This is a genomic window from Amycolatopsis cihanbeyliensis, assembly GCF_006715045.1.
Taxonomy (GTDB): domain Bacteria; phylum Actinomycetota; class Actinomycetes; order Mycobacteriales; family Pseudonocardiaceae; genus Amycolatopsis; species Amycolatopsis cihanbeyliensis.
The window spans coordinates 1,675,025-1,691,993 of record NZ_VFML01000001.1; the positions used below are offsets into that span (position 1 = coordinate 1,675,025).

Consider the following 16,969-nt stretch of genomic DNA (forward strand, 5'->3'; position numbering starts at 1 on the left):
TCGGGGACGGGGGCGTTCTGCGACAGGATCAGGACATCGCGAGGACCGCCCACCGACATCACGCGCGCAGGGTCGAGGGCATGGCTACCCCCGCGCATCGCTTGCCCGCCCTCCTGGGCGCGCTGATCATCGGCCTGCTCGCGGTGACCGGTTGTACCGCGGTCGCGTCCTCGAGCCACCAGGGCAAGGAGCTGTACCTGACCTTCGACGACGGCCCCGGCACCGATACCGGGCACATCCTCGATGTGCTCGAGGAGAACGACGCCAGGGCGGTGTTCTTCGCCGTCGGCAGGAACCTCGACTCCCACCGCGACCTGGCCCGCCGTGCGATCTCCGAGGGCCACATCCTCGCCAACCACACATGGGATCACCAGACACTGACCACGCTGGACCCGGCGGGGTTGGACGCCGAACTCGACAAGGCCACCGCCGAGTTGCACCAGGTCGGATCCACCAGCCCCTGTGTCCGCCCGCCCTCCGGCGCCACGAACGAGGTGGTCGACACGCGTTTCCAGGAGAAGGGCATGCGCCGCGTGCTGTGGAACGTGGACACGGAAGACTGGCGCGAACCGGGCGCCTCCGTGATCGCGCGACGGCTCGTCGACCGCGCCACGCCCGGCGCTGTGATCCTGATGCACGATGGCGGTGGCGACCGTTCGGAGACCGTGCAGGCGTTGCGCGAGGCACTACCGGAACTCGCCGCGCGCGGCTACACCTTCAGCACCGTGCCGGGCTGCTGACACCCGGTGCCCCCGCCGCGGTGCGCCGATACCGGACACTGACGATCAAGACAGCGGGCTGGCCGAGGGGTACCCTCCCCCACCAGCAGTCCGGCACGCCGAGAAAGGAGCGTCTCCCGTGCGCGACCACCATGTCTACGACCTCGGCGACTTCACCCTGCAGGGTGGCCTCACCCTGCGCGACGCCAAGCTTGCCTACCAGACCTACGGCACCCTCAACGCCGGGCGGGACAACGCGATCGTGTATCCCACCTGGTACTCCGGCCGGCACTGGGAGAACGAGTGGCTGATCGGGCCCGGCATGGCGCTCGACCCCGACAAGTACTTCATCATCGTGCCGAACATGTTCGGCAACGGGCTGTCCAGCTCACCCAGCAACACCCCACCACCGTGGGACCGTGCCCGGTTCCCCAACGTCACCATGTACGACAACGTCCGGGCTCAGCACCGGCTGGTCACCGAGCACTTCGGTATCGAGCGGCTGCCGCTGGTCACCGGCTGGTCGATGGGCGCGGGCCAGACCTACCAGTGGGCCGTGGCCTACCCCGACATGGTCGAACGGATCGCACCGTTCTGCGGCTCCACGGTCACCAGCGAGCACAACAAGGTCTTCCTCGACAGCGTGCGGGCCGCGCTCACCGCCGACGACGCCTGGCAGGGCGGCTGGTACGAAACCCAACCGACCAAGGGACTGCGCGCGGCGGCCCGAGTCTACGCGGGCTGGGGTTTCTCCCAGGCGTTCTACTGGCACCAGACCTACCGCCAACTGGGCTTCAGCTCGCTCGAGGACTTCGCGGTCGGCTTCTGGGAAGGGTTCTTCCTCGACGACCGGGACGCAAACAACCTGCTCACGATGCTCTGGACCTGGCACAACGCCGACGTCGGCAAGACACCCGGTTTCGAAGGCGACACCGAGCGGGCGCTGCGCTCGATCACCGCGAACGCGATGGTGTTGCCCGCCGAGAAGGACCTCTACTTCCCGCCGGAGGACGAGGAGTGGGCGTGCGCGTTCATCCCGCATGCGGAGTTGAGGGTGATCCCGGGAGTCTGGGGACACTTCGCGGGCGGCGGTGCCAACCCCACCGACACCGCGTTCATCGACAACGCGCTGAAGGATCTGCTCACCCGCTGACCACACCGTCCCGCCACACCTTCCGCCGCGTCGGCTCGAAGGGTCGGGAGCGAGCACGAGCAACGCCAGTGGCGGCCGCGGCAGTCCGGGTGCGCCAGGCGGTTCTCGCGGCGAAGCAGGGCCCGAGGTGACGGTCGCCCGGCCGGCCATCGACGGCGTCGCCACGATCGAGGAACCGCGCGGGAGGCCGCGGCCGACCTGTCGATCAGTGCGGTTCTCGAGCGCGGCACCGCTACCTTCCGGGGTGAACTGCCGTCGTGATCCGGCCCGCGGGGCTTCGCCGTCGCCTTGTCACCGCGCCGTACCGTAGCATCCGAGCTGGAAAATACAGTGGTGTATGGAACTGGGCGGGGGATCTTCGTGGTCGTTGTCGGTGCGATGACCGCACTGGTTCTGCTGCTGGTCGGCGGCCTGCACGAGGTATGGATCTTCGCCGTATGGCCGTTCGCCAGCAGGGCCGACTTCACCCGGGTGGTCGGCGGCGTCGACGAGGACGAGGCGCCGCCGGCGTGGTCCACCGCCGCCGTCGCCGTGCTGCTGCTGGCCGCGGCGTATCTGGTGGCCGGGCGGGCAGGCATCGTCGGCGAGATCGGGCCACCCTGGCTCCACACCGTCGGCGCTTGGGGCGTGACCGCCGTGCTGCTGGTGCGCGGAGTCGTCGGGCTCACCGTGTTCTCCCGCAGGCGCGACATCTTCGGCCGGATGGACCGGAAGGTGTACTCGCCGCTGTGCGTGGCGCTCGCCACCGGGAGTGCCGTCGTCGCACTCAGCTAGCTGGTGCGGGGCACGACGTCATGCGCCGCGCCCGCCGAGGCCCCCAGCCGGCCGGTCATCAGGTCCGAAGATCGCGCCTATTTGCACCGGAACGAAAACCATCCCGGATCACCGACAACAAAGGTGACCAGCCTCACCGTTTTCGGGTTGGCGACAATCGGGTATATCATCGCCCGACCAGGCGCTCTACCAGACCGTCACCAACCGAGGAACCCGCCGAACGTGTTACCTCGTATTGTTGGCTCGATTGTGGGAAATTGTTGGCCCCTACCCCCGTTCGGGGGTCCGTTCCGGGGCCATTGGGAGTATTTTCCGGTGGGAAGGTAACCAGTCGCCGTGGATTTCCGTCATCCTTTCCGTACGGCTGCGGCTCGGCGAGCCGGAGTGGGAACGCCGGCGGTACCGAGTTCAGCGAGTCGACGGTGACGTCCTGTACTCGACGAACCGCGTGGCGAGTCACGGGACTGTGATCTGGGGGATGGCGTGGACGAGATGTTGGAGTTTCGCCTGCTCGGCCCATTGGAGGTGCTCGCACGGGCGGAACCGGTTCCGATCGGCGGGCTGCGGCAGCGCGTGGTGCTGACGACGCTGCTGCTGAATGCCGGCCGGGTGGTGTCGGTGGACACGCTGGCCGAGACGGTATGGGGCGCGCGACCCCCTTCTACCAGCCGGACCCAGGTGGCCATCTGCGTGTCGGCGCTCCGGAAGGCGTTCCGGGCGCACGGGGTCCGGCGGGAGGTGATCGAGACCTCCGCGCCGGGGTACGTGCTGCACCCGGCGGGGCACCGGGTGGACACCCTGATGTTCGAGGAACTGGTGGCCGAGGCGCGGGCGGAGGCGAGGGAGAACAGGGCCGCGGAGGCGGTGCGCTGCTTCGACTCGGCCCTGGCCCTGCGGCGCGGCCCGGTGCTGTCCAACGTCACCGGGCTGGCCCTGGAGGAAGCGGCCGAGTTGCTGGAGGAGAGCCTGCTGACCGCGTACGAGGAGCAGGTCGAGCTGCGGTTGGACCTTGGCGAGCACCGCTCGCTGGTCGGCGGGTTGGCCGCGGCGGTCGAGAAGTACCCGCTGCGGGACCGGCTGCACGGGTCGCTGATGACGGCGCAGTACCGATCCGGCCGGCGGGTCGCGGCTCTGGAGACGTTCGCGCGCTGCCGCCGCCGTTGGGTCGAGGACCTGGGTCTCGAGCCGAGCGCGCAGCTACGGCGGCTGCACGAGCGCATCCTGCGCGACGAGGAGGGCCCGCCCGCGGACCGGCCCCCTGCCCAGCTTCCCGCCGCGACGCAGGCGTTCACCGGGCGAGCCGAGGCGCTGACCGCATTGGACCGGCTGGCCGACCGGGGCGGGACGGGCGGTACACCACCGCTCGGGCTGATTGTCGGCGGCGTCGGAGTGGGCAAGACCGCGTTGGCGGTGTGGTGGGGGCAGCGCGGGACCGACCGGTTCCCGGACGGCCAGCTGTTCGTGGATCTGCACGGGCACGATCCGCACCGCGCACCGGCGGATCCGAGTGCCGTACTGGCCCGCCTGCTGCGCTCGCTCGGGGTGCCCGCCGAGCAGGTGCCACGCCCCGCCGAGCGCCCCGAGCTGTTCCGCACGCTGCTGGCCCGCAAGCGGATGCTGCTGGTGCTGGACGACGCCAGGGACGCCACGCAGGTGTGGCCGCTGCTGCCGAACACCGCGAGCTGCCAGGTGCTGGTGACCTCGCGGGACCCGCTGCGCGAGCTGGTGGCCCGCTGCGGCACCGTGCCGCTGCGGCTGGACAGCCTGCGGCAGGACGAGGCGGTGGCGCTGGTGCGCGGGATCGTCGGCGAGGCCAGGGTGACACGGGACCCGGAGGCGGTGGCGCGGCTGGTCGAGCTGTGCGGGCGACTACCGGGGGCGCTGCTGGCGGCGGCCGCGCATCTGGCCAGCAAGCCACACTGGGACGTTGCCAGGATGGTGCGCGAGCTGTGCCGCCCGCGGCATCGGCTGGCCGGGCTGGGCGGCGCGGGACAGCGGCTGCGGGACGGGCTGGCCGCCAGCGCACGCCGGCTGGACCCGGCCGCGGCCCACCTGTACCGGGCGCTTGGCGAGTTGCCCACCCCGGAGCTGACCTGCTGGACGGCGGAGACCCTGCTGAGCTGCCCGGCTCCGGATGCCGACGACGTACTCGAGCGGCTGGTCGACGCGCATCTGCTGGAGCCCGCCGGCTCCGACGCCGACGGCGGGACCCGGTACCGGCTGCCCAGCCTGCCCCATGCCTTCGCGGCGGAACTGGCCACCGCCGGTCCATGACCCACACCGGCTCGACGGGAGAGGAAACCCAGTGACCACAGTCGAAGCGTGCCCCTACCCCTTCAGCGACCCGGTCCGCCTTGACCTGCACCCCCGGTACGCCGAGCTGCGCGCCGAGCGACCGGCGATGCGGGTGCGGCTGCCCTACGGCGCGGAATGCTGGCTGGTGACCCGCTACGAGGACGTCAAGACCGTGCTCGCCGACCACCGGTTCAGCCGGGCACGTACGGCCGGCAGGGAGGACACCCCACGGGTGACGCCCGAGGCGGCGCCGGCGGGCTCGATCCTGAGCATGGACCCGCCCGAGCACAGCCGTCTCCGCAGGCTGATCGCGCGGGCGTTCACCTCGCGAAGGGTCCGCGAGTTCCGGCCCCGCACCCAGGAGATCGTGGACGGCCTGCTGGACGAGATCGAGCACACCGGTCCCCCCGCCGACCTGGTGGAGAGCCTCGCGTTGCCGTTGCCGGTATCGGTGATCTCGCAGATGCTCGGCGTGCCGCCGGGCGAGCACCACCGGTTCCGGGACTTCTCAGCGATGGTGCTGTCCACCACGACGCACACCCGCGAGGAGGTGGTGGCCGCGCGGGCGGCGCTGGAGGAGTACCTGAGCGAGTTGGCCGAGCAACGTCGCCGGCAGCCCGGCGAGGACCTGATCAGCGCGCTGGTCGCCGCGCACGACGACGACAAGCTGACCGACAAGGAGCTGACGCAGACCGGGATCACGCTGCTGGTCGGCGGGCACGAGTCGACCGCGAGCCAGTTCGCCAGCTCGGTCTACCTGCTGCTGTCCCGGCCCGAGCAGTGGGCGCTGCTGCGGGAACGCCCCGAGCTGGTGCCCTCGGCGGTGGAGGAACTGCTGCGCTACATCCCGCTCGGCTCCGGCGGCGCGTTCGCCCGGATCGCCACCGAGGACATCGAGCTGGGCGGCGTGCTGGTGCGGGCGGGCGAAGCCGTGGTGGCCAGCACCAACTCGGCCAACCGGGACGAGGAGGTGTTCGCCGATCCGGCGGAACTGGACCTCACCCGCGAGGACAACCCGCACCTGGCCTTCGGCAGCGGGGTACACGTCTGCCTCGGCGCGCAGCTCGCGCGGGGTGAGTTGCAGGTCGCGCTGGGCTCGCTGCTCGCCCGCTTCCCCGAGTTGCGCCTGACCCGGCCCGCCGAGGAGGTGCCGTGGAAGGAGGGCACCCTGCTGCGCTCGCCCCGGAGCCTTCCGGTCACCTGGTGATCAGCGTCGGCTGTTCACCAGGAAATCGAGCACCGTATCGGCGGCGGAAAGCTGCCGGCTGGTCACCCCGACCGTGCGGGTCGAGGTGCGGAACTCGCCGCCCGGCCAGGTATGGCCGCCGCCGTGCACGATGACGGACACCACCCGCAGTCCGGTGCCCGGATTGGTCCAGGTGTCCCTGCCGACCGAGGTGCCGTCGGCGGGGGTGTCGGCAGGCAGATCCTCGTGGCGGTGCCGGGTGGCACCGCCGGCCCGGCGGAACGCCGCCACGGTCTCGGCGGTGGACCTCGTCGGCGTGGGTGGTTCCTTGCCGATCTCCGAGGGCCTGGCCGGCGCGCCGGCCAGGCCCTCGATGGGGCGGAGCGGGTCGGCGTCCCCGTAGATGGACAGCACCGGGATGGGCCCGGCCGGCCGCACCGGCGCCGGCGGGCCCGCCAGCTGGCCCGCCACGGACGCGGCGGCGGCGAACCAGTCGGGGCGCTCGGCGGCCAGCCGCAACGCCATCGCCCCGCCCTCGGAGAAACCGGCCACGTACACGTGCTCCGGATCGATGTCCGCGGTGTGGCTCAGCTCCTCGATCACCGCGTGGGCGAAGTCCACGTCGGCGGCGGGGTTCGGGCGCAGCGCGGTGGGCCGCGGCGAGGCCGACCAGCCCGCGGACAGCCCTTCCAGGTAGGCCACGGCCACGCCCACGGCATCGGCGGCCTCGTTCAGCCCGCTGTACCGCTCCATCCGCTCGGCGGAACCGCCCTTGCCGTGCAGGACCAGCAGCAGCGGCCGGCCCGCGCCCTCAGCGGGGCGGGCCGAGCTGTGCAGCCGGTAGGAGCGGGATCGGCCCGCGGCGGTGATCTCCCGGACCTCGGTGTCGGCGTCGGTGACCGGGCGGCGCTTGGCCGGGGTGCCGCCGCCGTCGGCGAGGGAGGAGGACACGGCGGGCCGGGGTGGGGGCTGCTCCGGCGACGAGCACCCGCACAGCAACACCGGTACCAAGGAGACGAGCGCGCACCACCGCGAGATCCTGTGCATGGTCAGTGAAGATAACGGGCGAGCTCCGGGCGGACCCGTCCCGACTCGCCCGATTCCACCTCCCGGGTGTTACCGGTGTGCCAGAACAGGTAGGTGCCGCCGCGCTCGTTCTCCTTGCCGTCGGCGTCGGCGAGGAAGCGGGCGAATGCCTTGGCCCCGTAGCACTCGTCCACCTCCACGTCCGCCGACTCGCGCAGCAGGCGAGCCGCCCGTGTCCCCTGCGGGCCGGGCACGCCGTAGGGCGCGCCTGCGCACCCGTCGACGTGCCGGACCTCCCCCGCTCGCACCGCCTGATCGCCACCACCGAGCGAGGCCGCCACCGCGCGGGCGCGCTCGAGTAGGCCGGGTCCGGTGACCGAGGGGTCCCCCACCACGTCGACGGCGATCACCTGGAACGGCAGGCCGGCGAGTGCCAGCCCGGCGGCGATGCCGGCGGCGGTGAGGGTGGACGCGGCAGGCAGGTACACCCGTAGCGGGGTGGGCAGGGCCAGCGCGCGGGCCTGCTCGGCGAGTTCCCTGCCGGCCAGCGCGTGCGCGTGCCCGGCCACCGGGTCCGCGCCGCCGAACGGGATGACGTGTGGCCGTTCGCCCCGCCCGCGCAGCTCCGCCAGCGCGGTGCGGTGACGTTCCCGGGACGGGTGCACCGAGACCCCGGTGGGCACCGGCTCCAGGTACGCGCCCGCGGCCAGTGCCAGCCGCAGGTTGCGCGCGACCAGCCGCCCCGGCTCCTGGGGCAACACCAACGCGGTGACCCGCAACCCCAGCCGGGCCGCGTGTACGGCGGTGGCCGCGACGTGGTTGGAACCGACGGTGCCCGCGGTGAGGATCGCGGTGGCCTCCGCGGCCGTGGCCGCCCCCAGGGTGAACTCCAGCGCCCTGGTCTTGCAGCCGCCGAAGGCCGGCGAGTTCTCGTCATCACGCTTGAGGTACACCGGCCGGTGCGACAGGCCGGCGAGCGGCTGGAGCCAGGTGGGCGTGGTGGCCAGCGGGACGCGCGGCCGGTGACCGGCGGGTTCGGTCATGCCCGCTCCTCCGCGGCCCCGCGCGCGTCCGCGATCGTGTCGACGGGGCACCCGGCACGACCCGGCGCATGGCCACCAGGACACGCGCCCCGCCGCCCCGACAGCGGGGCCTCCGGCCGAGGGCGCGCTCCGTGGTCACCGTGACGGCCGCGGGTTGACCCAAGGGGTGTCATGCCCGCTCCTGTGCCGCCGCATGCAGCGTCTCTCGCGGGCGGAGCGGGCATGTCCGTCCAGTTCTCCTCGATCCAGCTCAGGCAGCGCTGCTTGGGCCCGCGCCGCCCCACCGTCCGCCGGCCTTCCGGGACCGATGAGGCGGCAGGCCAGATCGAATACTGCTCCTCGTCGTTGACAACGACCTCGTATTCGGTGTCCTCGTTTTCACCCGTCACGAACAAATACCCCCACACACATTTTTGTCCACATTGTATCTACCCCTCTTTTTGTTTCGTTATTGATTGCGAATAATGTTCTTCCGACGATACTGTCGTGCCCATGGTGATCACCCGGGGCGCGGAGCGACTCGGGTTCCCCCGGATGCGCGGGCTGCACCGGCTGGCGATCGGGGCCGCGGTGGACAGCCTCGGCAGCGGGATCTTCGTTCCGTTCACCATTCCGTACTTCCTGATCGTCACCGACCTCGAACTGGTCAGCATCGGCACCGCACTCTCGGTGGCCGCGCTGGCCGGTGTACCCGCGGGGATGATGGCCGGCCCGCTGGTGGACCGGTTCGGGGCCACCACCATCGTGGTCGGGTCGAACCTGTTGCACAGCGTGGGCTTCCTCGGATACCTGTGGGTGGAGACCCCCTGGCAGCTCGCGCTGGTGGCCGCGCTGATCTACTGGGCCGACGGAGCCTGGCTACCGGCGCAGGGCTCCCTCGTGGTCGAGTTGGTGGGACTGGACCAGCAGCCACGCTGGTTCGCCCTGATCCGCTCCACCCGCAACGCCGCACTCGGGCTCGGCGGGATCATCGCCGCCTCGGTCGTCGGGTTCGGGGACGCCGGCTACCAGGCGCTGGCGATGGGCAACGCGCTCAGTTACCTGCTGGTGGCCGTACTCATCGGCACCTGGCCGAAAGCACGTACCCGCGCCGGCAGGCGCGCCGCGGTGGCGCGACCGCGTGCGGTGGGCGGCTACCGCCAGGTGTTGCGGGACCGGCCGTTCACCCTGGTGGTGCTGGCCAACGGATGCTTCGTGCTCGCCATCTTCGCGATCATCCTGCTGATACCCGCGTACGTCGGCCTGACCCTGCCCGAACTCGCCTGGCTGCCAGGAGCCCTGTACACCGTCAACACAGTGCTCGTGGTGCTGGCGCAGCCGCCCGTGGTGCGCTGGACGGAGCGGCGGGCCGAAACCATGGTGCTCCGGCTGGCCGCGCTGGTGTGGATAGCCTCCTTCGGTGTGCTGGCCGTATCGGCGTTGCTCGCCCCACCGCTGGCCGTGTTCGTGGTGTTCTTCGGGGTGGTGGTGTTCACAGCCGCGGAACTGCTGTTCGCTCCCACCAGTGCGGCTTTCGTCGCCCGGCTGGCCCCGCCGACCCTGCGCGGGCGCTATCTCGGCACGCACCAGCTTTCCTGGGGAACGGCGACGGTCGTGGCCCCGCTGCTGTTCACCAGCCTGCTGTCACTCGGCCCGGTGTGGCCATGGCTCGCGCTGATCGCCATCTGCATGACCGGATGGCTACTGGTCGGCATGGCCCGCCGCCGGATGGAGGCCCGGCCCCGGCACGAGCGAACCTGACCTTCAGCGAAGTGGCCTGCGAAGCGCTCGTGCCGGCTGGGCAGGCCCGTGTGATGAGTGTCGTGGATGGCGCGGACGCGGGTGAGTCGGTCGCGCCACCATGCGGACTGTTCGGGGTCGGCCAGTTCGTAAGTATCGAGCAGGCTCAGGTCGGGAGCGGGTGGCGTGCGCGGCACGGGCAGGTAGCCATCCACCGCGCTCAAGGAGTCGGGACCGGACACGATGTCGCTGTCCAGCAGCGAGAGCGTGCCAAGCCCGCACGCGAAGGCCAGGTCAGGCAGTGCAGCCGCGAGTGCGACCTGCGCGGCGAGGCCGACGCTGGTTTCCAGCGCGGAGGAGACCACGCAAGGCAGTCCGGCGGCTTCAGCGACCTGCAACGAGCGCCGCACACCGCCGAGGGGGGTGCACTTGATCACGGCGATGTCGGCCGCTCCGGCGACCGCCACCCGCAGCGGATCCTCCGCGCGGCGGATGGACTCATCAGCGGCGATCCGCACCTCGACCTGCCGCCGGACGGCGGCGAGTTCCTCGATGGTGTGGCAGGGTTGCTCGACGTACTCCAGACCGCTGGCGGCCTTGTCGAGCTGGCGGATGTGGGATACGGCGGTGTCGGTGTCCCAAACCCCGTTGGCGTCTACCCGGATCGCCCCGTCGGGGCCGAGTGCAGCCCGCACCGCCTCGACGCGGGCGAGGTCTTCGGCCAAAGACTCCGGATGATCGGCGACCTTGACCTTGGCGGTGCGACATCCGGAATGGGCGGTGACCTCGTAGGCCCGTTCCGGGCCGACTGCGGGGACTGTGCAGTTGATCGGGATGCGGGCGCGCACGGGTTCGGGCCAGCCGAGCGTGCATTGTTCGATCGTGGTCGCCAGCCACGAAGCAGACACGGTGTCGTCGTAGTCGGCGAAGGGACAGAACTCGCCCCATCCGAAGGGGCCCTCGATCAGCATCCCCTCGCGCACGGTGATACCCCGGAATCGGGCGCGCATGGGGATGGCGAAAATGCGGGCGCCATCGAAGTCGATCTCGTTGCTCATCAGGTGGCAGTCTCCTCGTCGGCGCGGGTGCTCGTGCGGGTGAGATCTGTGATGCGGTCGTCTAGCTCACGCACGCCCAGTGAGCCGTTGCGCAGCGGCCGGACTTGGCGTTGCAGCGTGCGAAGCCGGTCGAGTGCGCGAGTAGAGCTGACCTGACCGGCCGTGCGCACGGCTTTCCGCCCCACCGAGGCGGCTTGTTCCAGATCGCCGCTAGCCAGGTGTGCGGTGGCAAGGTCGGTCTGCACGAAGCACCGCCTGCGCACTCGCCACGGCTCGTAACCGTCCAACGCCTGCTTGATCAGGCGAGTACCCTGCTCGAGCTCGCCCGCGTCGCGCAGGCACCGACCAAGATCGGCGGCGAGTTCTTCGGCACCACCCCCGGTGAACTCGCTGAGATCCAGCACGGCCGTTACGGCACCCCGACACTCGCCGAACGTAAGATCGCCGCGCTCAAGCGCTCGATCGCCGCCTGCGAAGACCACGGGGTCAAGGCCAGCGCCAATATCGTCGTGCCCGACCACAGTCATGCCCCACGTGTGCACCGGCTGCTGGACGAGTACTCCCCGCACCTGTCGGTGCGGCTGCTCAACTCGCTAGAACATGGAACCACCTCGATCGAAGCCATCGAACGCATCCTCGCCAAGCGCGGCGCGGTCGCCACGACGCACTACATCACCGCAGGCGTCTCCGGCGCCCGTGTCGCCTACCACCTGCCCGACGGGCGACGCGTGTCCTTCAAGCAGATCCGACGGGTACGGCTGCCCGAGACCTGCACCGGGTGCCGGTTCAACAACGAAACCGACTGCCATGAAGGCTTTTACGGAGTCCGGCTTTACTACGACCGCACCGGGCGGTATCACGTCGGTGTCTGCATCCAGCGCATGGACCTGAGCCTGTCTCTCGATGAGTTCCTGACCAGCTCACTCCGCAGCGAGATCCTGGATCTGCGGGATTCTGAGTACCACCGGCTCAACGCTCGGCGAGCCGGGTAACCTGCGGTATCGATCGCTATTCGGAGGGAGTGCCACCGTGCCTGTCGAGCACGAAGCCAAGGTCCTCGACATCGACCCCGAGGTCACCGAGCGCCTGATCCTCGGCAAAGGGGGCAGAAGCTCCGCGAGAAGTTCATGCGCCGCTACGTCTACGACATCGCCCCCGGGGACGATTCGAAATGGATCAGGCTCCGCGACACCGACGGCGAGAGCACACTAACCGTCAAGGAGATCGTCAGCGACGCCATCGACGGCACTCAGGAGATCGAGGTCGGCGTCGATGACTTCGCCGCCGCAGGCGCCCTGCTCGGGATGCTGGGCTTCGACCCGAAATCCTACCAAGAGACCAAACGCACCAGCTTCATCCTCGACGGTGCCCAGGTGGAGATCGACATCTGGCCACGGATCCCGCCGTACCTGGAGATCGAGGCTGGTTCCACGGACGAGGTGGTACGCGTGGCCGCCCTGCTCGGCTACACCGAAGCCGACCTCACCGGTGAGAACACTGTCAAGATCTACGCCCGCTACGGCATCGACCTCGACACGATCACCGAACTGACGTTCTGACCGGCACTCTCCCTCTCGCCGCGGGACATCCGTGCCGTGCCGCGTATCCGGCGCCTTCCTGGCCCGACTGCCCGGCTCCGCCGATGGTGCGACGCGCCGGTCAGGCCGTAGCCGCGGTGTAGTCCCTGACCAGTGACGTGATCGTTCGCCGGATGCCCGCACGGACGTCGGCCTCGGTAGCGGCGGTGAGCAGGAGGTGGTGGAGCACGCCGACAAGCGCCAGCGCCAACCCCGACGGCTCGGCGGACCCGGTGAGGCGACCGAGTCGTTGCTCCTCGGCGAGGTACGTGGCGGCGGCGCTCTCGATCGCGTCCAGACCGGTCGTCTCGTCCCCGAGTACGGCACGGACGCGTCCCGCCAGCTCCGGCCGGGAGACGAGCAGCCTCGTCAACGCCAGGACGGTCACCAGCGGTGTCGCGAGCACGGCTGCGCACAGGTTTCCGACGACGCTACCGGTGCCGGACCGCTCCGGTAGCGCCGCCGCCTCGGCGGAGATCACGAAGGAGCGGTCGACGGCGTAGGCGGCAAGGAAGTCGTCGAGATCCACGAAGTGTGCGTACAGCAGCCCGGTCGCGACTCCGGCCTCGCCGGTGACAGCCCGACCGCTGAGCCTGCTCGGCCCGTCGCGGACGACCACCTGCTCGGCGGCGGCGAACAACTGCTGCCGGAGCTCCGGGATGGCGACACCTCTTGGCACATCCCCAGCTTAACTTGCGCCCACTATGAGCATGTGTTCATACTTGGTTTGAGCAGACGCTCATACTTGTCGGGGATGGGAGCGGCAATGACGGGTGGCACCGCGAGCAGGGGTACGCGAACACGACGAGCGGTCGTCGCGGGGGCTGGCATCGCCGGTCTGGCAGCCGCACTGCGGCTGCGTCAGGCGGGATGGGAGGTGCTCGTGGTCGAGCGTGCCCCGGCTCGCCGCAGTAGCGGGTACCTGGTGAACCTGCTCGGGCACGGGTACGACGCCGCGGAGCGGCTGGGGGTGCTGCCCGCGCTGGCTCCGCTGGATATCGGGTCGTTCACCTCGACCCTCGTCAGGTCCGACGGCCGACCGAAGGTCACGGTCCCGGACGAGCTCGCGCGAGCCGCACTCGGCGACCGGGCGGTCACGGTGTTCCGCGGTGACCTCGAGTCCGCGCTGTACGAGGCGGTGTGTGACTCCGTCACGATCCGCTTCGGCACCACCGTACGGGCCGTCACCCAGGACCACGAGGTCGTTCAGGTCGCACTGAGCGACGGAAGGTCCGAGGACGCCGACCTCCTCGTCGGCGCCGACGGGCTGCACTCCGGAGTCCGTCGGATCGTGTTCGGCTCCGAGAGCGACTTCCGGGTGGACCTGCGGCACCTGGTCGGGGCGTTCCCGCTCGACCGGGCACCGCGGGACGTGCCGGAGGGGACCGGCGCCACGTTCATCGGCCCAGGACGCACGGCCGCGGTCATCAACCCGGGGCCAGGGCGGTCCGCGGCGTTCTTCACCTACCGCGACGCCGATCCGGCGGCCGAACTGGCGCGCGGACCGGTGCGCGCCCTCACCACGGCCTTCGGGGATCTGGGCGGGGGCGTGCCCGGCGCGCTCGACCAACTCGAGGCCGACCCGACCGGTGCCTACTTCGATTCCGCCAGTCAGGTCATGCTGGACACGTGGAGCCACGGCCGAGTCGTGCTGCTCGGCGACGCGGCGTGGTGCGTCACGCTGTTCGCGGGCTATGGCGCGGCCCTCGCGCTCACCGGCGCCGACCGGCTCGGCACCGCGTTGGCGGAACACGGCAGCGACGTCCCCGCGGCGCTGGCCCGCTGGGAAGTGCTCCTGCGTCCCGAAGTGCGCAAACGGCAGGCGCTCGCCCGCAAGGGGACGAGCCGGTTCGCACCACCCAGCAGGGCGCACGTCTGGGCGCACGACCTGATGATCCGGGCCATCCGGCTACCGGGAATCCGCGGCCTGTTCCGGCGCTCCGTCCAGCGCGCGAAAACCTGAGCCGCGCGCCGCGGCGCGAACCGGCCCGCGCGGTCCGCGGTGGTACTCAGCCGGGACCGGAGTGGACTCGCTGGGAGACGAACGCGGCCAACCGGTCCAGGCCCCGCTCGATCCGCTCGGGGGTGAGCAGGCTGACCGACAGTCGCAGGTGCGGCAGCGGCACACCTTCGCCGTAGAAGTGGTGCATCGGGGTCCACAGCACGCCGTGCTCGCGAGCGGAAAATTCCAGCAGCGGATCGTCCACAGGGAACGGGACGGTGACGACGATGAAGAACCCGCCGGAGGGTGAGTTCCAGCGCACCCCGAGCTCCGCCGCGTCCGGCAGCCGGGCGGCGAGGCCGTCGAGCACCTGCCGGCGGTTGCGGCGGTAGACCTCGATCTCGCGGAGGTTCGCCTTCGCCAGGTCGTATCCGTGTTCCAGCAGGAGGCCGCCGAGCATGGCCTGGCTGACCGGCGAGGTGTTCACGGTGACCATGCTCTTCAGCCTGGAGAGCTGGTCGGCCAGTGGCCCGGTCCGGGAGTCGCCGAGGTCGACCGGTTGGTCGGCGAGCACGTAGCCGATCCGCGCGCCGGGGAACCCGGTTTTCGCGTAGGAACCCAGGTACACCACCCGCGCGTCATCGTCGAGTGCCTTCAGCGTGGGCAGCCGGTCGTCCGTGGACCCGAACAGGCGATAGGGATTGTCCTCCAGTAGCAGCAGATCCTCCTCGGCGGCCACCCGGAGCAGTGCGCGCCGCAGCGGAACATCCAGCGTGGCCCCGGACGGGTTGGCGAAATCGGGCGCCACGTAGAGGCCGCGCGGGCGCAACCCCTCGGCCCGCGCCTGCCGCACCCGCGCCACCAGGTCGTCCAGGTCGATACCGGCAGGCCCGTCACGCACCGGTAGCACCGGCATCTCCACCAGCCGCGCCGCGCCGGTCAGGCCCACGTAGACCGGGGAGACGGCCAGCAGCACGTCCCTCGGCTCGGCCCGCAGGGCGCGCAGCACGAGCAGCATCGCCTCCTGGCAGCCTACGGTGACCACAATGGACTCCGGGTCGGCCTGGATTCCCTCGTCCGCGGCGAGGTTGCGGGCGACCAACTCGTGGATGATGCCCTTGGTGCGGCCGTACTGGAACAGTGTCCTGCGCGCCTGCCTCGGGTCCATCCCCGCCTCGCCGACCAGGTACTGGTGGAAGGCCCGCAGGTAACGGTGGAGGTCCTGGACGTCGAAGAACTCCTCGTAGGGCCGGCCAGGGGCGAACGACACCGCCTCCGGGTAGCGGTTGGCGATCTCGTTCAGGAACTCCATGGCGGCCAGCACCGGGTCGGTCAGCGATCCGTGCAGCTCGCCGAGGCGCAGCGGGCCCATCGACCTCTCCTCCCCGCGATCGGGCTCAGCGGCCGGCCCTGGCCCGCTCGACCTCGACCGCCTCGATGTTGCCGCTGCCGAAGGTACGCGCGCCCGCGCGTTCGATGATCTCGAGGAAGAAGGTACCGCTGGGGTGGGTGGACCTGGCGAAGATCTGGTAGAGCTGGCCATCGGCGTCCTCATCGACCAGGACGTGCTGCTCACGCAGGTCGGCCACGGGGTGCCTGGTCAGCTCGGTACGCCCACCGAGCAGGTCGTAGTAGGCATCCGGGGTGGTGAGGAACTCCACCCCGCGCTGCCGCAGCCCGCGGATCGAGGAGACGATGTCGGCGGTGGTGAAGGCGATGTGCTGCACCCCGGCGCCGCCGTGGTTCTTCAGGAACTCGTCGATCTGCCCTGGCTCGCGGGTCGTGTCCGGTTCGATCAGGGTGAGCGTCACCGCGCCGGACGCGCTCTGCACGACCTTGGAGTCCATGGACTGCGCCCCGACGACGATCCTCTCTTCGAAGATCATCCGGAAGTCCAGCACGTTCCGGTAGAACGTCACGGTCGGCTCGAGCTGGCCGGCCTCGAGGCAGACGGCGAAGTGGTCCAGCGTGCGAACACCGGTGTCCGCCGGTACCGGTTCGCTCGCGGGAAGGAAGCCGGGCAGGCCGGAACCGCCGGGCGGGCGCTGGACGAAGCTGTGCACCACATCGCCGAATCCGGTGATGGCGGCGGAAACCACCCCTTCGGCCTCGGTGGGCTCGGCCACCGGCCGCGCTCCCCTGCGCACCGCCTCGGCGAAGGCCGCCCGCGCGTCGGTGACCTCCAACGCGATATCGGCCACCCCGTCACCGTGCGCCCGGACATAGCGGGCGGCCGGGTGATCGACGCCCGGCGCCTCGGTGAACACCAGGTAGATGTCGCCGCGACCCACCGCCACCGAGCGGGTCGGGGAGCCATCGGACGAACGCGCGAGCACCGCCAGCCCGTACTTCTCGACGAGTTCCGCCGCGGCGTCCTCGGCATCGGCGACATAGAACACGACGTGGTCCACGCTCATGTCCTTCTCGAACACGCTGCTGCCTGCTGCTGCCGTCATCGCGGACCTCCCGGCTGCGGA

16 protein-coding genes and 1 pseudogene are annotated in these 16,969 nt (G+C 70.7%); 9 read left to right on the forward strand and 8 right to left on the reverse strand.

Annotated elements, in window-relative coordinates; all coding sequences use genetic code 11:
• Positions 1-80: 80 nt before the first annotated feature.
• The 5 genes from FB471_RS07380 (at position 81) to FB471_RS07400 (ending at position 6,148) form a co-directional block, all read left to right on the forward strand.
• Positions 81-740 carry a polysaccharide deacetylase family protein gene (locus tag FB471_RS07380; protein ID WP_141996587.1) on the forward strand — a complete coding sequence of 220 codons (660 nt, stop codon included), beginning with the start codon at positions 81-83 and terminating at the stop codon, positions 738-740.
• Positions 741-858: 118 nt separating this feature from the next.
• Positions 859-1,872 (forward strand): alpha/beta fold hydrolase, encoded by a 1,014-nt coding sequence (locus FB471_RS07385; RefSeq protein ID WP_211357980.1) that lies wholly within the window; start codon positions 859-861, stop codon positions 1,870-1,872.
• A 378-nt stretch (positions 1,873-2,250) separates the two neighbouring features.
• Positions 2,251-2,646 carry a DUF3995 domain-containing protein gene (locus FB471_RS07390; protein WP_141996588.1) on the forward strand — a complete coding sequence of 132 codons (396 nt, stop codon included), beginning with the start codon at positions 2,251-2,253 and terminating at the stop codon, positions 2,644-2,646.
• Between the two features lie 492 nt (positions 2,647-3,138).
• Complete coding sequence (locus tag FB471_RS07395) at positions 3,139-4,920, forward strand: AfsR/SARP family transcriptional regulator (RefSeq protein ID WP_141996589.1); 1,782 nt, start codon at positions 3,139-3,141, stop codon at positions 4,918-4,920.
• A gap of 31 nt (positions 4,921-4,951) precedes the next feature.
• Positions 4,952-6,148, forward strand: a complete 1,197-nt coding sequence (locus FB471_RS07400) for a cytochrome P450 (protein ID WP_246076282.1) — start codon at positions 4,952-4,954, stop codon at positions 6,146-6,148.
• Here the strand turns inward: FB471_RS07400 and FB471_RS07405 are convergent, their stop codons facing one another.
• Genes FB471_RS07405 through FB471_RS35875 form a run of 3 tightly spaced genes read right to left on the reverse strand, consistent with a single transcriptional unit; the run spans position 6,149 to position 8,603 of the window.
• The gene (locus FB471_RS07405) at positions 6,149-7,174 is read right to left on the reverse strand and encodes a CE1 family esterase (RefSeq protein WP_141996591.1); all 1,026 of its coding nucleotides are present in this window, start codon (positions 7,172-7,174) and stop codon (positions 6,149-6,151) included. It abuts the gene before it with no gap.
• Positions 7,175-7,176: 2 nt separating this feature from the next.
• Positions 7,177-8,196, reverse strand: coding sequence for a pyridoxal-phosphate dependent enzyme (locus FB471_RS07410; RefSeq protein WP_141996592.1), 1,020 nt, complete (start codon positions 8,194-8,196; stop codon positions 7,177-7,179).
• Positions 8,193-8,603, reverse strand: coding sequence for an MbtH family protein (locus FB471_RS35875; protein WP_425457041.1), 411 nt, complete (start codon positions 8,601-8,603; stop codon positions 8,193-8,195). The genes FB471_RS07410 and FB471_RS35875 overlap by 4 nt, the downstream gene beginning before the upstream one ends.
• Before the next feature lie 85 nt (positions 8,604-8,688).
• Between FB471_RS35875 and FB471_RS07420 the strand changes: the two genes are divergently transcribed.
• Entirely contained in the window at positions 8,689-9,936 is a 1,248-nt protein-coding gene (locus FB471_RS07420; protein WP_141996594.1) for an MFS transporter, read from the forward strand.
• Between the two features lie 65 nt (positions 9,937-10,001).
• Here the strand turns inward: FB471_RS07420 and FB471_RS07425 are convergent.
• Together FB471_RS07425 and FB471_RS36050 are read right to left on the reverse strand one after the other, a co-directional pair.
• Positions 10,002-10,973: pseudogene (locus FB471_RS07425) on the reverse strand (o-succinylbenzoate synthase); the annotation flags it as partial.
• Positions 10,973-11,500 carry an NsdA family TPR-like regulatory protein gene (locus FB471_RS36050; protein ID WP_483964213.1) on the reverse strand — a complete coding sequence of 176 codons (528 nt, stop codon included), beginning with the start codon at positions 11,498-11,500 and terminating at the stop codon, positions 10,973-10,975. The gene FB471_RS36050 and the pseudogene FB471_RS07425, both read right to left, overlap by 1 nt.
• A gap of 9 nt (positions 11,501-11,509) precedes the next feature.
• Here FB471_RS36050 and FB471_RS36055 point away from each other — a divergent pair, with 9 nt between their 5' ends.
• Entirely contained in the window at positions 11,510-11,965 is a 456-nt protein-coding gene (locus FB471_RS36055; RefSeq protein ID WP_483964214.1) for a hypothetical protein, read from the forward strand.
• Positions 11,966-12,100: 135 nt separating this feature from the next.
• A complete protein-coding gene (locus FB471_RS07435) occupies positions 12,101-12,532 on the forward strand; it encodes a CYTH domain-containing protein (RefSeq protein WP_246076283.1) in 432 nt (143 codons plus the stop codon).
• Positions 12,533-12,632: 100 nt separating this feature from the next.
• On the opposite strand, the gene FB471_RS07440 is transcribed toward FB471_RS07435, so the two are convergent.
• Positions 12,633-13,229: a TetR/AcrR family transcriptional regulator gene (locus FB471_RS07440; protein ID WP_141996596.1), complete on the reverse strand. Its 597-nt coding sequence runs from the start codon at positions 13,227-13,229 to the stop codon at positions 12,633-12,635.
• Positions 13,230-13,316: 87 nt separating this feature from the next.
• On the opposite strand from FB471_RS07440, the gene FB471_RS07445 reads away from it, so the two are divergent.
• Entirely contained in the window at positions 13,317-14,513 is a 1,197-nt protein-coding gene (locus FB471_RS07445; protein WP_211357981.1) for an FAD-dependent oxidoreductase, read from the forward strand.
• A gap of 46 nt (positions 14,514-14,559) precedes the next feature.
• Here FB471_RS07445 and FB471_RS07450 read toward each other — a convergent pair whose 3' ends face one another.
• Positions 14,560-15,864: an aminotransferase-like domain-containing protein gene (locus tag FB471_RS07450; protein ID WP_141996598.1), complete on the reverse strand. Its 1,305-nt coding sequence runs from the start codon at positions 15,862-15,864 to the stop codon at positions 14,560-14,562.
• A gap of 25 nt (positions 15,865-15,889) precedes the next feature.
• Positions 15,890-16,948, reverse strand: a complete 1,059-nt coding sequence (gene hppD, locus FB471_RS07455; protein WP_141996599.1) for a 4-hydroxyphenylpyruvate dioxygenase — start codon at positions 16,946-16,948, stop codon at positions 15,890-15,892.
• Positions 16,949-16,969 lie beyond the last annotated feature (21 nt).